A 16,338-nucleotide genomic window follows, 5' to 3' on the forward strand; every position below is an offset into this window, starting at 1 on the left:
TTAATATTTTACACTCTCAATATCTTCAACACCTCTAGCTTTTAATTCATCAAAAATTTGCATCCATTTGTGTTTACTTTCAGATTCATTAAGCCAAATACCTAAAATATCTTTAACGCCATTAGCATCATAAGCTAAAGCAGTATATAAAGCATAATTTTTAACTTCATAATCTTTTCTAATAGTAACATACATACAATCAACAAAAACAAAAGTATAAAGTTTTTTTAAAGGTCTATTTTGCCACTCTTGTAATTTTGGTAAAATATTATCAGTTATTTTACTTACAGTTTCATGAGAGATTTCAAATCCATAAATATCTTTAATAGTAGAAGAAATATCTCTTTGACTCATACCTTTTGCGTACATTGATAGGGAGTGTAAAATAAAGTGCATAAGTTTTTATACTTACACACTTTATTTTACACTCCCTCTTTTATTCCTCTATTTTTTAAATCATTTAATACTCTTAACCAAAATTTTGATGATTCTATTTCACCTATATATATACCAAGTACTTCTTTAAATCCATCTATATTTACACCAAGTACAACATATGCAGTCTTTTTTATTATTTCACCATCATCTTTTACTTTAAACACTATTCCATCCATAAACATAAAAGTATATATTTCTTCTAAAGGTCTGCTTTGCCATTCTCTGATTTCAGGTAATATTTTATTAGTTATTTTACTTATCATTTCCGCTGATAATTCTACACCATATATGTCCTCTACGTTCTTTACTATATCTTTTGTGCTTAATCCTAAACCGTACATACCTATTATTCTACCTTCAATATCTGAGATATCTTTTTTATACTTTGGTACTATGGCTCATATTCACCTTTTCTATCTCTAGGTATTTTTAATTCCATTTCTCCAACACTTGTTCTTACTCTTTTTGAACTGTACCCATTTCTAGAATTATCTGTTTTCTTGTTTTCTTTATCGTATTTCCCATAACCTAATTCATCTTCTAATTCTGCTTCTAACATCCCTTGTATTAACGGTCCCACTAATTCTTTTATCTTTTCATATACATCTTTTATTGTGTTTACCTCTGGATCCCTTGCTATTAATCTTGCTAATTTTTCAATGTTGCTTTCTTCTTTTTCTTCTTTTTTCCTTCTTTCCATTTTAAAAACCTCCTTCCTGGTTTTATTTTACCATCCCAAGAAGAAGGTTTTATTTTTTTATTTACACAAATTTTTTTATGGTCTCTTTTTGATACCTGTTCTTGTGCTTCTTCTGCTGTTTCTATCTTAAATTCTTTTATAAAATCTCTTACTATTTTTTCTCTTTTTAGATTTCTTTTTCTTCTCATTTTTTCACTTCCTTTTTTTCTATTTTATCATAATTGTGTAGGAGAATAATAATTATTTTATTTTATTTTATTTTCCTTCATGTTGGGTTCACTAAAAATAAAGTGCATAAGTTTTTATACTTACACACTTTATTTTACACTCCCATTTTTTTCATTTATTTGCTTTAATCCATATGGTTAATAATACGTATAATCCCTTTCTTTTCGTGTTTTCAGCAATTTCTTTTATTTATAAACCTCATTTTTTTCTTCCTGTGTGTTTTAGGTTTTGTCTAAAAATTGGCCATGCAGATTCTGCAACTCCTTTACTCTCTGAGGTTATCGCGTATACTTTGTTATCGGCACTCCCCACATATATCATTCCGTCCTCTCCTATTGTTAGACTGGAGTTTATACTACCTTTTGTTTCATATAACCACTTTAATGTTCCATCTTGTTTTATTGCATATACGTTTCCATCTTCACTTCCTACGTATATCGTTCCATCTCTCCCTATTGCCGAACTGGAGTTTACTCTACCTTTTGTTTCATATGACCACTTCAATGTTCCATCTTGTTTTATTGCATATACGTTTCCATCTTCACTTCCTACGTATATCGTTCTATCTCTCCCTATTGCTGGACTGGAGTTTACTCTACCTTTTGTTTCATATGACCACTTCAATGTTCCATCTTGTTTTATTGCATATACGTTTCCATCTTCACTTCCTACGTATATCGTTCTATCTCTCCCTATTGCTGGACTGGAGTTTACTCTACCTTTTGTTTCATATGACCACTTCAATGTTCCATCTTGTTTTATTGCATATACGTTTCCATCTTCACTTCCTACGTATATCGTTCTATCTCTCCCTATTGCTGGACTGGAGTTTACTCTACCTTTTGTTTCATATGACCACTTCAATGTTCCATCTTGTTTTATTGCATATACGTTTCCATCTTCACTTCCTACGTATACCGTTCCGTCCGCTCCTATTGCTGGACTGGAGTTTACGCCTTTTTTAAATGAAAACCAGCCTTTTATTTCATACTTCCATTTTAATGTTCCATCTTGTTTTATCGCATATACGTTTCCATCTTCACTCCCTACGTATATCGTTCCATCTCTCCCTATTGCTGGACTGGAGTTTACTCTACCTCCAGTTTTATACTTCCATTTTAATATTCCATCTTGTTTTATTGCATATACGTTTCCATCTTCACTTCCTACGTATACCGTTCCGTCCGCTCCTATTGCTGGACTGGAGTTTACGCCTTTTTTAAATGAAAACCAGCCTTTTATTTCATACTTCCATTTTAATGTTCCATTTTGTTTTATTGCATATACGTTTCCATCTTCACTCCCTACGTATATCGTTCCATCTCTCCCTATTGTTGGACTGGAATATACATTATTCCCTGTTTCATACTTCCACTTGAGTATTCCTCCACCTACATAAAAATGGTATATTTGCGTTTCAAATGTTTCACCTTTATTTGATTTTATCTTTACTTTCCAATAATATATCCCTTTTTCTTTCCGTTCTCCTAAATTATAGCTGTTTTCTTTTTGATCTTCTGATACTTTTAATAAGTTTTCTTTTTCTGTTCCAAAGTATACATCATACATGAATTTTCTTCTATCGTCATTTACTACATTCCATTTTAGTTTTATTTTATCTTCATTTACTATCTCATAATTCCTTGGACTTATTAAAGAAATTACTATTCCTGTTTTTACTATTCTAAATCCTACATCATTATACTTATAATTTTTTATGATTTTATTTCTACTTGAAACTTTTGTATCTTTTGATTTTGTATGCCAACTTCCTCCTCTTATTACTTTATATCCACTTTCTACACTGTTGTATGGGTTTGTTTGTGGTGAGTTTGTATAATAATTTTCATCATACCAATCATTACACCATTCCCATACATTCCCACTCATGTCGTATATTCCTAATTCATTTGATTTTTTTGTTCCTGCTTCATGTGTTTTACCCAATGAATTATTTGAATGCCATGCTACATCTCCTACTGTATTACTTCCTGCATATTTATTTCCTTTGCTTTGCATTCCTCCTCGTGCTGCATACTCCCATTCTGCTTCTGTTGGTAGTCTATATCCTGCTACTTTTGATAAGTCTGTTGTTTTGTTTCCATTTTCATCCAATAAATTTCCATTACTGTCATATGCTACTGGTAATCCTTCTTTTTTACTCTTCCAATTACAGTACTTTATTGCATCATACCAAATTACATTTATTACAGGTCTTTTTCCTCTTCCCCATCCTTCATCATTTGGTTTTTTTACTCCAGTTTCTTCACAGTATTTATCATATTCTTCAAACGTCACTTCGTAGTTTCCAATTAAAAATTTATACGTCAATTCTACTTTGTGTGATGGTTTTTCATCACTATATCCATTATTACTTCCCATTTTAAAAGTTCCTTTTTTTATGTATGTCATTTTATCTTTTACCATTATATTTACTTTCTTATATACATCTGTTACTCCATCTGTCACTTTAAAGGTTACTTCGTATTTTCCACTTTGTTCATATGTTGGTTTCCATTCAAATTTATTTCCTTTAAATTTTGCTCCTTCTGGCATCCCTTTTGCTTCATATTTTAATTCATCTCCATCTTCGTCCGTTCCTTTTATTTCTATTTCTATTTTGTCTCCTTCGTTTATTTCTTTGTCTCCTATTTCTTTTATTTTTGGTTTTGTGTTTTTGTTTTTTACTATTATATTTACTTTCTTATATACATCTATTACTCCATCTGTCACTTTAAAGGTTACTTCGTATTTTCCACTTTGTTCATATGTTGGTCTCCATTCAAATTTATTTCCTTTAAATTTTGCTCCTTCCGGCATCCCTTTTGCTTCATATTTTAATTCATCTCCATCTTCGTCCGTTCCTTTTATTTCTATTTCTATTTTGTCTCCTTCGTTTATTTCTTTGTCTCCTATTTCTTTTATTTTTGGTTTTCTATTTTTGTTTTTTACTATTATATTTACTTTCTTATATACATCTGTTATTCCATCTGTCACTTTAAAGATTACTTTGTAGTTTCCACTTTGTTCATATGTTGGTCTCCATTCAAATTTATTTCCTTTAAATTTTGCTCCTTCCAGCATTCCTTTTGCTTCATATTTTAATTCATCTCCATCTTCGTCTGTTCCTTTTACTTCAAATTCTAACTTTTTTCCTTCGTTTATTTCTTTGTCTCCTATTTCTTCTATTTTTGGTTTATAATAATTTACTTTTACTACTCTAAATCCTAAAAAACTTCTCTTTATATCTGGTTCATATTCATTTTTATAATCTATACTCAATATTTCTTTTTCATCATTCCAACTTCCACCTTTTATTACTTTTTCATCTTTTTCATACCAATCTGTACACCATTCCCACACGTTTCCGCTCATGTCGTATATTCCTAATTCATTTGGCTTTTTTGTTCCTACTTCTTGCGTTTCTTTTGTATTATTCCAATACCATGCCACTTCGTCTATATCATTTGATCCTGAGTATTCATATCCTTTGCTTTCCTTTCCTCCTCGCGCTGCATATTCCCATTCTGCTTCTGTTGGTAGTCTGTATCCTTTTGCTTTTAATGGGTCTGTTGTTTCCTTTCCATAATTATCTAATAAGTTTCCTTCTTCATCGTATGCTTTTGGCAACCCTTCTTTTTCACTCTTCCAATTACAGTACTTTATCGCATCATACCAGCTTACGTTTATTACTGGTCTTTTCCCTCTTCCCCATCCTTCATCTTTTGGTTTTTCTGCTCCTGTTTCTTCACAGTATTTATCATATTCTTCAAACGTTACTTCATATCTTTTTATATTATAAATATAATCTATCTTTTGCTCTTTACTTTTTATTCCTTCTATTTTTACATAAGGAGGCTTTTTTGGCTGCTTTATTTCTTCTTTTTCTGCTGAACAGCCATTCATTTGAAATATTATTAATGTTATTATCATTATTAATATTATCTTCCTCATTCTTTTCATGCTTCCTCCTTTTTTCTCAATTAATATATCAAATTTATTTAATTTTTGTTTTATTTTTTTAATATTTTACATAATTAAAATATTAAACAATATATTATAAATAAATCCTTTTTATTATATCATTTTTTATTTAAATAAAAAAATATCTCCAAAGTAGTTTTGTGTTTTTTACCTACTTTGAAGATATAATTTGTGTATATTTTTTCAGTTTATTTAAAATTTTCCTTTTTCTTTTAATTCTGAAACAATTTCTCTAACTTTTTGCACCTTTTCTTCATTTGCAACGAGTATACCATTGTCTGTTTCAACGACTACTATATTTGAAAGTCCAATTACACCAACAAACTTTTTTGAACTAACATAAATGTTTTTTCCTTCTACAACTTTTACGTTTTCATTTTCATCTGAATAGCCTTTTAATTCACGAACTGAAAGCCAGTTTCCAACATCTGACCATGAAAAATTTGATTTTATAGTATAAACTTTTTTTGATTTTTCCATTAGAGCATAGTCTATTGAAATTTTTTCAACTTCTGGCATTATTTTTCTCAATTTTTCAATATTTCTTGGATCTACATCTTTTAATTTTTTTATTATGTTTGAATTATACTTTTCCATTTCTTCAAAAAACACATCTTTTTTCCATATGAACATACCACTATTCCAATAAAAGTTTCCTTTTTTTATAAAATCAATTGCAGTTTCAACGTTTGGTTTTTCTCTAAAGGCTTTTACTTTAAAGATATTTTCTTCAACTTCATTTTTTGATTCAATATATCCATATCCTGTTTCTGGTCTCGTTGGTTTTATTCCAAGTGTAAATAATCCATCGTATTCTTTTGCTGCATTTACTGCTTTAAAAATTGTTTTCCAGAAATTTTCTACATCTGGAATATAATGGTCAGCTGGTAAAATAAATACCACTTCATTTTTATCTGCTACAAGTGTTGCTAATGTACATGCAGGTGCTGTATTTCTTGGAATTGGTTCTAAAATTATATTTTCTTCAGGAAGTTCTGGTAGTTCTTTTTTTGTTAAATCAAAATGTTTTTCAGCAGTAATTACAAAAATATCTTTTGGATCGAGTTTTAATACTAATCTTTCATATGTTTCTCTAATTAATGATTTGTTTGAAAAAATTTTTAAAAATTGTTTTGGTGTTTTTGAATTAGATAGAGGCCAAAATCTTTCACCTGATCCTCCTGCAAGAATTATTGCTTTTATTTTTACCACACTCCTAATTTTTTATTTTCATACTTATATATTTTATCATATTTATGGTAAAATATAATGTAAAAGGTGGTGAATTTATTGATAAATGAGGTATTAATAACTAAACCTATACTTTCTGAAAAAGTCTGGGGAAATAATGAATTAAATAATCTATTTAATTACAACTCCGAAACTCCACTTGGTGAAATCTGGCTTTATTCACCTTATAAAAAAAATGAAAGTATTTTAAGTGGGTTAAATTCAAAAGAAGTTTATGGTAAGGCTAGTGAAATATTTCCAAACTTTAAATTATTAATAAAATTAATATATACATCAAAATGGTTGTCTGTACAATTGCATCCAAATGATACTATGGCAAAAAAATTGGAAAATGAAGAAAATGGAAAAACAGAAGCTTGGTTTTTTTTAAAAGACAATGGAAGATTAAAGATTTCTAATGAAAACAAAAAAATAATTGATAGTTTAAAAAATAATGATTGGAATTTAAAAGAGTATGAAATGAATAAAAATGATATTGCTTTTATTCCCGCTGGAACAATTCATACACTCGGGCCAAATAGTATGATTCTTGAAGTTCAACAGAGCTCTAACATTACTTATAGATTGTACGATTGGGGAAGAAAAAGAGAAATACATATTGATAAAGCAATAAAAGTTTTAGAAAATGTTGAAAGCAATTATTCAATTTCAAGAAAGTCAAATGGTTTTGAAAGTAAATACTTTAATTTTAATATAATTGAAAATGTTGAAAAAGAAGGTTTTGGAGTATATGTTAGTTTAAAAGATTTCACAACACTTGTTTTACCTGAGAATATTAAACATAAATTCACAGGTCAATGGTTTGAAGTAAAAAAATAAAGTGGGTAATCCACTTTATTTTTGGAGCGGAAGACGGGGTTCGAACCCGCGCCCCCCTGCTTGGGAAGCAGGTGCTCTACCACTGAGCTACATCCGCAGATAAATTAAAACCGCTCCATTTGGTGGAACGGTTAAGTGGCTGGGGGAGGAGGTTTCGAACCTCCACTCTCGGAGTCAGAGTCCGATGTCCTGCCGTTAGACGATCCCCCAATAACGTATTTGATTATAACACAAAAAGAAAAAAGTGTCAATAATTTGTCAATAATTCAAGCTTTTCAATTTTATTTTATTTTTTTTACTTTAAATATATTTTATGAAAAAATTGAACAAATTTAACATTTAAAGTGTCTAAATTATGAGTAATAAATTATCGGGAAAAGGAAGGGGATGTTTTATGGGGAAAAAAATCGATGAAAAGAAAATAATGAGTGAACTTCAACAAATTAATCTCGAACAATTGGAAGAATCAGATGGAGAAATGGTCATTAAAGTTCATAAAAAAAACAAAAAAATTAAAGATATAAATAAAATAATAAAGTCTTTAAAAACAAAAGCAAAAAAAAATAAAAATATTTTAACTTATTCCGACATAGATGAAACAATTCCAGCAAATTTTGCTGATGAAATTAGTAGTGAATTTATTGAAAAAATATACTTTGAATTAGAAAAAAGCGGTATATCCATTGTAGAAGATATAAATGTTCCTGAAGACGAAGAAATTGAAAATACTGAAGAAGATGAAGAATTAAAAATTTTAGAAAATGTTGAATTAAAAATGTATGATAATATCTCTCTGGGAGATCCTATAAAAATTTATTTAAAGGAAATAAGTAAGGTTAATCTACTTTCAACAGCACGCGAAAGGCAGCTTGCAAGAAGAGCACAAAAAGGTGATAAACACGCAAGAGATGAATTAATAAAGGCAAACTTAAGGCTTGTTATAAGTATAGCAAAAAGATATACTGGACGTGGCTTATCTTTTTTAGATTTAATTCAAGAAGGAAATATTGGTTTAATAAAAGCAGTTAAAAAATTTGACTGGAGAAAAGGGTTCAAGTTTTCTACTTATGCAACTTGGTGGATAAGGCAAGCAATAACAAGAGCAATTGCCGACCAAGCAAGAACTATAAGAATACCTGTTCACATGGTTGAAACTATAAATAGAATGAATAAATTAATAAGAGAATATCTTCAAAAAAATGGTGAATATCCAAGTAATGAAGAACTAAGTGTTTTAATGGATAAAAGTGTAGAAAAAATAAATGAAATTTTAATAAGTGCAAAAGATATAATATCTTTAAATTCCCCTATTTCAAGTGGAAATGGCGATGATGATGAATCAGAAACTGGAGATTTTGTTGGCTCTGAAGATTTAACCCCTGAAGAGGTTGCACAACAAATGATATTAAAAGAAAAATTAGAAGAAATATTGGATACACTTCATCCTAAAGAAGCTTTAGTATTAAAGATGAGATATGGATTTTTAGACGGAAAACAAAAAACTCTTGAAGAAGTTGGACAATTTTTTAATGTAACTCGAGAAAGAATAAGACAAATTGAAACTAAAGCTTTAAGAAAGTTAAGACATCCAAGTAGAAGTTCTCAATTAAAAGATATTGTTGATGGATAAAAAAAACGGCATAAGCCGTTTTTTTTATTATTTAAAATGTTGTTGTTGGTTCAAAATGGAAATTAACATTTAAAATGTATGGATCTTGTGTAGATACAGAATCATCTGCATTTGGATTTTTGTTTCCACCAGCTGCTTTTAAAGTTAAAGCAACATCAAAATCAGCGTTTAATGCAAATTCATCAAATTTATATGTTCCATCACCATTATCTATAATTCTTGGTTTATAAACTATTCTATCTATTGTTTTTCCATAATCTTTTGTATAAACATTACCTGTTTGAACATTTTTGTGCCAAAATTGAAGTCTTGTTATATCTAATCCTTCAATATCATCAATGTTTGTATCTATGTTCATAACAACTTCGTCATTTGATGCAACTACAAAATCTACAATTTTTTGATCTTTTAATTCTCCTGGTTTTGTAATTGTAAGACTATTTCCTTGAACATTTGCATAAATCCATTGATAAACGCTGATACTTACATTTGCTGTTTTATCTACATTACCATTAGATACCCAATCATTTCCGTTATAGTTAAAATTTATTGGATCTGCAGCAAAAATACCAATTGCCATTGCCAAAGCAAATACTACTAAAATAACTTTCTTCATAAAAATCACCTCCAAATTTTTTATTACACCCAAATTTTACCATTAATATAATCTAATGAAAAGTGTATTGTAACCTATTCAATAAATACGAATTACAATATAGTAACAATATAATTCTACATTTACTTGAATTTAAAGTATTGATCTTTATATATTAGTTTCAACCATTATACAATCTATAAAAGAATATTCAACATCTATAGATTCAACGTATTTTTTTATCTCTTCTGATTCAGCTCCTGGTTGGAATCATAATTTTTTAAAACCACTTTCATAGGCTTCTTTTGCAGAGTTTATACCAATTTTTGCTGGAACAACAAAAACAATGAGTTGAACATCTTTAGGTAAATCAGAGATTTTTTTATAAGCTTTAACTCCTACAACTTCTTCATCTTTTGGATTTACTGGATACATTTCAAATCCTTTTTTTATTAGATTTTTCATTATCTTATATCCATATTTTTCTTCATTATTTGAAGCACCAATAAGTGCTATTTTTTTTATATTTGTTAAATTAATCATCTTTTTTCACCTCCGCATTTTTTAAAACTGTATCAAATGTATGCCACGATAAAGTAAAACATTTTACTCTCATTGGATAATTAGAAATATCTTCAAATATTTCTATATCTCCAACAACTTCTTCATTGTATTCATTTCCTTGTGCCATATTTAAAACATTTTGTACTATTTTTTTTGCTTCTGAAAGTTTTTTCCCTTTTATACTTTCACACATTATGGATGCAGAAGCTTGACTTACTATACAACCATGACCTGTGTAAGATGCATCTTTTATTACACCATCTTCTAATTTTACATACAGTTCTAATTCATCACCACAAGATAAGTTTTTACCATGTTCATGCCAAGCATTTTTTATTTCTTTTTTAAATTTTTTATTTTTTGCATAATCTAAGATTATATCTGTATATAAATCTTCAATAGACATAGTATCACCCCAAAATTTTATTTACTTTTTTCAAGCCCTCTATCAAAACATCTATTTCTTCCAATGTATTGTATATATAAAAACTTGCTCTACAAGTAGAATGTACGTTTAAATTTTTCATTAACGGTTGTGCACAATGGTGTCCACTTCTTATTGCTATTCCATAAAGATCATTCAACAAGTTTGCAACATCATGTGGGTGTACATTTTTCACATTAAAAGATATCAATGAGTTATGATTTGTATCTTTTGTTCCATAAACATCTAAAAAATCAAGTTCAGATAATTTTTTTATTGCATAAGATGTTAACTCTTTTATATGACTATATACTTCATTCACATTTAAACTTTCTAAATATTTTATTGCTTCTGCTAACCCTATTGCTCCACCAACATTTGGCGTTCCTGCTTCAAACTTATAAGGTAAAACATTAAAGGTTGTTTTTTCTATTGAAACCTGATCTATCATTTCTCCACCATATAAAAAAGGCTTCATTTTTTCTAAAATATATTTTTTACCATACAAAACTCCTATTCCCATTGGACCTAACATTTTATGTCCTGAAAAGGCTAAAAAGTCAATATCGAGTTCTTTTACATCTATTTTTGAATGTGGAATTAGTTGAGCTCCATCTAATACAATTATAACATCTTTGTTTATTTTTCTTATTTTAAGTACTAAATTTTTTATATTTATTTCTTGTCCAGTAACATTTGATTGACCCGTTATAGAAATTAATGAAGTATTTTTATTTACTAATTTTAAATATTTTTCTTCATTAAAAACTCCATTCTCAGCATCATAATATATAACATTATCAAATAATTGCTGCCAAGGAACAAAGTTTGCATGATGTTCTAATGTGCTTATTAATACTTCTCCATTTAAATCTTTAGAAAGAGAATAAGCAAGAGAATTTAAGGATTCTGTTGTTCCTTTTGTAAATATTACTTCTTCTCTTTTTGCATTTATAAAGTTTGCAACTGCATCTCTTGCATCTTCATACATAGTTGTAGCTTCTCCTGCAAGTGTATGTGGAGATCTATGAACATTAGAATTGTGATTTTTATAATAATCTTCAATTGCCTCAACGACTCTATTTGGTTTTAGAGTCGTTGCTGCACTATCAAAGTATATTAAATCTTTTCCATTTACTTTTTTTGATAAAGAATCAAAATCAGATCTTACTTTTAATAACATTTGTAATCACCTCTGCCGTTGAAGGATGATACTTTTCTATTTCTTCTATTACTGGTTCAAATATACCAAAAGATATTAATTTTTTTGCTTCATCTTTTGAAAAACCACGCGTCATTAAATAATATAATTTATCTTCTTCGATTGTTCCAACACTTGCAGCATGAGCAGCATTTACTTCATTTTCATCTACTAAAAGACTTGGTATTGCTTCTGCTTTTGCTTTTGGTGAAAGTAAAAGAGTATATTCTGATTCATCTGCAGTTGCTTCTTTTGCTCCTTTTTTTAAATCTAAAAAACCTCTAAAAATAACCTTTGATTTATCTTTTAGTGCACCTTTTCCATATATTTTACCAATAGTATCTGGTGCATAAAATTTCATCAAGTAAAGCATATCTATTATTGTTTCATTATTTCCTAGAAAATAAGGCTTCATTTCAGCTTGACCATTTTTTTCAGATAATCTAAATATATAATGAGGAACAGCTAATTTTCCGCCAATATTCAAATCAAAAACTTTTATCTTTGCATTTTTTCCGATATCAAACATTGCATTATCAATACTTATATTTTCATCATTTAAGATATTTACATTTATTATTGTCAATTCTGAATTTTCTTCAAGTCTACCTTTTAAAGCTGTTGTTCTAAAGATATCACTTTTTGTTTTAAAAACCCTAACTACTGTAAGTTTTGAATTCTTTTTTATATTAAATACTGTATTTTCATAAACAGATGTTTCTGTATTGTATTGTATTACTTTTGTTTCAGCTATTTCATTTTCATTAGTTTTAATATAATAACCAGTATTATAAAATGTTTCAGCCATTAAAAGATATTTTCTATGTGCTCCTTCAAATCCATACTTACTTAAAATTTCAAGGCCTTCTTCATCTATATTATCAATTTGAGACTTACATGGTGTGTATTTTAAAGGATCATAACCTTTTAACCTTGCTCTTTTCCATATTGGAAAGTCCCATTTTTTATATGCTTCAAATTTTATTTTTCTATACTTTTTCATATCTTCATTTTCAGTATATTCTATTGCCATTTGTAGTTCAGTTTCATTATAATCATTTTCAGATTTTATTTGTTTTGGTTCAGGTTCTATACCTTTAAAATTTTTGTGTACCATATTTATTGGTTTTTCAAATATTGTTTTCATATTATCAACTCCTCATCCTATTGAAGATTCTACTTCTAAATTAAGAAGTCTATTCAATTCTATTGCATACTCAATAGGAAGTTCTTTAGAAAATGGTTCAACAAAGCCTCTAACAACCATTGCCTTTGCTTCTGCCTCTGATAAACCTCTTGTCATTAAATAGTATATTTGTTCTTGTTTTATTCTTCCTATTTTAGCTTCATGTCCAACATCCGCATCATCATTATAAACCTCTATTAAAGGAACTGTATCACTCTTAGATTCGTTATCAAGCATCAAAGCTTGACATTCAACGGAAGCTTTAGCCCCTCTTGCTTTTTCATTTACTTTTAACCACCCTCTATAAAAAGACCATCCACCTGCAACTGAAATACTTCTTGCATCAACAGTTGCACTTGTATGAGGAGCAAGCATTAAAACTTTTGATCCAGCATCCATATGTTGATTTGCACCAGCATAAGTTATAGCTTTTATTTCTGTTTTAGCTCCCCTACCAATTAAAATTGATGAAGGATATATCATTGTTTTATAACTTCCCAAAGATCCTGAAACCCATTCCATTATTCCATCTTCTTCAACCATGGCTCTTTTAGTATTCAAATTATATGTATTTTTACTCCAGTTTTGTATAGTTACATACTTAACTCTTGCTCCACGTCTAACATATATTTCAACCATTCCAGCATGTATATTTGTTGTATTATAAAAAGGTGCAGAACAACCCTCTATAAATGAAACTTCTGCTCCTTCATCTGCAACTATTATAGTGTGTTCAAGTTGTCCCATTCCAGGATTATTCATTCTAAAGTAAGCTTGTAGAGGTAATGGTACTTTTACACCCTTAGGAACATATAAAAATGTTCCACCACTCCAAATTGCACCATGTAAAGCAGCATATTTATGATCTGTTGGTGGAACAGCCTTCATAAAATACTGTTTAACTAAATCAGGATACTTTTTTACTGCACTTTCCATATCCATAAAAATAACTCCAAGTTTTTTAAGATCATCTTGAACGTGTTGATAAACAACTTCTGAATCATATTGAGCTCCAACTCCAGCCAATGCTTTTCTTTCTGCTTCTGGAATCCCTAATTTTTCAAAAGTATCTTTTATTTCATCTGGAACTTCTTCCCAAGTATTACTCTTTTTTCCTTTAGGCTTTATATAAGCAATTATTTTATTTAAATCAAGTCCAGAAACATCTACACCAAAATTTGGATCTTTTATAGTTTTAAAAATTTCTAATGCTTTTAGTCTTTTTTCCAACAACCATTTTGGCTGTTCTTTTTGAAATGTCATTTCTTCTATTATTTTTTTATTCAATCCAGGCAATGATTTATAAGCATAAACCTCAGGATTTCTAAAGTCAAATCTACTCTGATCTATTAAAAGTTCTTCCATATTAAAATCTGTCATAATATCACTCCTCAACAGTTTCTAAAAATGCATACCCATTTTCTTCAACTTCTTTAGCTAATGTTGCATCTCCAGTTTTTACTATCGTACCATTTGCATATACGTGAACAAAATCTGGTGTTACATAATTTAATATTCTTTGATAATGAGTTATCATTAATATCCCCATTTTTTCTGTTTTAAATTTATTTATAGATTCAGAAACTATTTTTAAAGCATCAACATCAAGACCAGAATCAATTTCATCTAATATTGAAAGGCTTGGATTTAATAAACCCATTTGAAGTATTTCACTCTTTTTTCTTTCTCCACCCGAAAAACCTGTATTTACATATCTATTTAAAAAGTCTTTATTTAACTTTACAGTGTCAGAAAAATTTAATATTTTTTTATTTAATTTTAAAGCAGTTATTTCGTCTTCTGTATTTATATTTCTATAAGAATTCAATAAAAACTGTCTCATCTTAACTCCATCAACAGATTCTGGGGATTGAAAAGACATAAACAAACCTAACTTTGCCCTTTGATCTGTACTCAAGCCTAATATAGATTTTCCTTTAAATAAAATATCTCCTTCAACAACTTCATACTTTGGACTTCCCATAATAACATTTGAAAGTGTTGATTTTCCTGAACCATTTGGTCCCATTATAGCATGAATTTCACCTTCATTTATTTTTAAATTAACTCCTTTTAATATGAGTGTTCCATCATCTACAGTCTTTGCTTTTAAGTTTTTTATCTCTAATATTGTATTCATAAAACAATTCCTCCTTTTTTTATCTTATTTACATTTAAATACTACCATTTTTGTCATGTTTTAGTCAAGACTAAAACCGACTTTTTTAGTTAAGTTTAAATTAAGAAAATATTTTTTTAATTATACATAAATATGATATAATAAGAGTATAAAAGGGAGGTGGACAAATGAATATAAATCCATTAGTAGACTTTGCATTTAAAGTAATATTTGGAAGTGAAAAAAACAAAGACATATTAATAGATTTTTTAAATGCTTTATTAAAAGAAGAAAATAAAAAAATAGAGAGTTTAGATATATTAAATCCATACACAGAAAAAACTGCAATAAATGATAAGTTATCCATATTGGATATAAAAGCAAAATTAGATAATGGAACATATGTAAATATTGAAGTACAATTAATAAATGAAAAAAATATGATAAAGAGAACTTTATATTATTGGGGAAAAATGTATACAGAACAATTAAAAAAAGGCAAGAGCTATATAAGTTTAGAAAGAACAATAACAATAAACATTTTAAACTTTAATTTATTAAAAACAAAAAAATACCATAGCATATATAGATTAAAAGACATAAAAGAAAATACAGAATTAACCGATGTAATGGAAGTACATTTTGTTGAACTACCAAAAATAGAAACAGAAGAAGCAAACTTAAATGATAAATTAATTGAATGGTTATTGTTCTTAAAAGAACCAGAAAATACAAACATGGAGGTGATAACCATGAAGAATAAAGAAATTAAAAAAGCAATGACTGTATTAGAATTTATAAATTCAGATAGAATAGCAAAAGAATTATATGAAGCAAGAGAAAAGGAATTAATGGATAAGATAGATCAACAACTATATGCAGAAGAAGTTGGAATGAAAAAAGGTTTTCAAAAAGGGTTAAAAAAGGGTATTGAACAAGGTATTGAACAAGGTATTGAACAAGGTATTGAACAAGGTATTGAACAAGGTATTGGAAAAGGCATTGAGCAAGGCATAAAACAAGAAAAATTAATAATTTCAAAAAAACTTTTAAAAAAGAAATTTGGGAATAAAATGGATAACTTAATACCAAAATTAGATACATTATCCATTGAAAAATTAGATGAAATAATATCTAACATTTTTGATTTAACAATTGAAACCTTAAAAAACAAAATTAAATAGTATTAAATTTTGCAT

12 protein-coding genes, 2 tRNA genes and 3 pseudogenes are annotated in these 16,338 nt (G+C 28.4%); 3 read left to right on the forward strand and 14 right to left on the reverse strand.

Annotated features, from left to right (window positions below; genetic code table 11):
- Positions 1-18 precede the first annotated feature (18 nt).
- From IGS63_RS03260 to IGS63_RS03295, 5 genes and pseudogenes are all read right to left on the reverse strand, one after another.
- Positions 19-375: pseudogene (locus IGS63_RS03260) on the reverse strand (transposase); the annotation flags it as partial.
- Positions 376-431: 56 nt separating this feature from the next.
- Positions 432-1,138 (reverse strand): annotated as a pseudogene (locus tag IGS63_RS11725) (IS256 family transposase); the annotation flags it as partial.
- Entirely contained in the window at positions 1,087-1,326 is a 240-nt protein-coding gene (locus IGS63_RS03275) for a hypothetical protein (protein ID WP_190615596.1), read from the reverse strand. The pseudogene IGS63_RS11725 and the gene IGS63_RS03275, both read right to left, overlap by 52 nt.
- A 238-nt stretch (positions 1,327-1,564) precedes the next feature.
- The gene (locus tag IGS63_RS11680; RefSeq protein ID WP_198423076.1) at positions 1,565-5,329 is read right to left on the reverse strand and encodes a beta-alanine-activating enzyme beta-propeller domain-containing protein; all 3,765 of its coding nucleotides are present in this window, start codon (positions 5,327-5,329) and stop codon (positions 1,565-1,567) included.
- Between the two features lie 213 nt (positions 5,330-5,542).
- Positions 5,543-6,562 (reverse strand): mannose-1-phosphate guanylyltransferase, encoded by a 1,020-nt coding sequence (locus IGS63_RS03295; RefSeq protein WP_232521289.1) that lies wholly within the window; start codon positions 6,560-6,562, stop codon positions 5,543-5,545.
- 78 nt (positions 6,563-6,640) lie between these two features.
- Between IGS63_RS03295 and IGS63_RS03300 the strand changes: the two genes are divergently transcribed.
- Entirely contained in the window at positions 6,641-7,420 is a 780-nt protein-coding gene (locus tag IGS63_RS03300) for a type I phosphomannose isomerase catalytic subunit (RefSeq protein ID WP_190615597.1), read from the forward strand.
- 22 nt (positions 7,421-7,442) lie between these two features.
- Here the strand turns inward: IGS63_RS03300 and IGS63_RS03305 are convergent.
- Positions 7,443-7,517 (reverse strand) — tRNA-Gly (locus IGS63_RS03305).
- A 39-nt stretch (positions 7,518-7,556) separates the two neighbouring features.
- Positions 7,557-7,630: transfer RNA gene (locus IGS63_RS03310), tRNA-Gln, on the reverse strand.
- A gap of 184 nt (positions 7,631-7,814) precedes the next feature.
- Between IGS63_RS03310 and rpoD the strand changes: the two genes are divergently transcribed.
- Positions 7,815-9,050 carry an RNA polymerase sigma factor RpoD gene (gene rpoD / locus IGS63_RS03315; protein WP_190615598.1) on the forward strand — a complete coding sequence of 412 codons (1,236 nt, stop codon included), beginning with the start codon at positions 7,815-7,817 and terminating at the stop codon, positions 9,048-9,050.
- A 31-nt stretch (positions 9,051-9,081) separates the two neighbouring features.
- On the opposite strand, the gene IGS63_RS03320 is transcribed toward rpoD, so the two are convergent.
- From IGS63_RS03320 to sufC, 7 genes and pseudogenes are all read right to left on the reverse strand, one after another.
- A complete protein-coding gene (locus IGS63_RS03320; protein ID WP_190615599.1) occupies positions 9,082-9,666 on the reverse strand; it encodes a hypothetical protein in 585 nt (194 codons plus the stop codon).
- A gap of 147 nt (positions 9,667-9,813) precedes the next feature.
- Positions 9,814-10,185: pseudogene (locus tag IGS63_RS03325) on the reverse strand (CoA-binding protein).
- Positions 10,181-10,615 carry a Fe-S cluster assembly sulfur transfer protein SufU gene (gene sufU / locus IGS63_RS03330; RefSeq protein ID WP_190615600.1) on the reverse strand — a complete coding sequence of 145 codons (435 nt, stop codon included), beginning with the start codon at positions 10,613-10,615 and terminating at the stop codon, positions 10,181-10,183. Before sufU ends, IGS63_RS03325 begins: the two are co-directional and overlap by 5 nt.
- 4 nt (positions 10,616-10,619) lie before the next feature.
- Positions 10,620-11,816: a SufS family cysteine desulfurase gene (locus IGS63_RS03335; protein ID WP_190615601.1), complete on the reverse strand. Its 1,197-nt coding sequence runs from the start codon at positions 11,814-11,816 to the stop codon at positions 10,620-10,622.
- Entirely contained in the window at positions 11,794-12,981 is a 1,188-nt protein-coding gene (gene sufD / locus IGS63_RS03340; protein ID WP_190615602.1) for a Fe-S cluster assembly protein SufD, read from the reverse strand. Before sufD ends, IGS63_RS03335 begins: the two co-directional genes overlap by 23 nt.
- 12 nt (positions 12,982-12,993) lie before the next feature.
- Positions 12,994-14,400 carry a Fe-S cluster assembly protein SufB gene (sufB, locus tag IGS63_RS03345; RefSeq protein ID WP_269777947.1) on the reverse strand — a complete coding sequence of 469 codons (1,407 nt, stop codon included), beginning with the start codon at positions 14,398-14,400 and terminating at the stop codon, positions 12,994-12,996.
- A gap of 4 nt (positions 14,401-14,404) precedes the next feature.
- On the reverse strand, positions 14,405-15,160 hold the full coding sequence (gene sufC, locus IGS63_RS03350; protein WP_190615603.1) for a Fe-S cluster assembly ATPase SufC: 756 nt from the start codon (positions 15,158-15,160) through the stop codon (positions 14,405-14,407).
- 167 nt (positions 15,161-15,327) lie between these two features.
- On the opposite strand from sufC, the gene IGS63_RS03355 reads away from it, so the two are divergent.
- Positions 15,328-16,323, forward strand: a complete 996-nt coding sequence (locus tag IGS63_RS03355; protein ID WP_190615604.1) for an Rpn family recombination-promoting nuclease/putative transposase — start codon at positions 15,328-15,330, stop codon at positions 16,321-16,323.
- Positions 16,324-16,338 lie beyond the last annotated feature (15 nt).

It is taken from the genome of Tepiditoga spiralis, from assembly GCF_014701195.1.
Lineage (GTDB): Bacteria > Thermotogota > Thermotogae > Petrotogales > Petrotogaceae > Tepiditoga > Tepiditoga spiralis.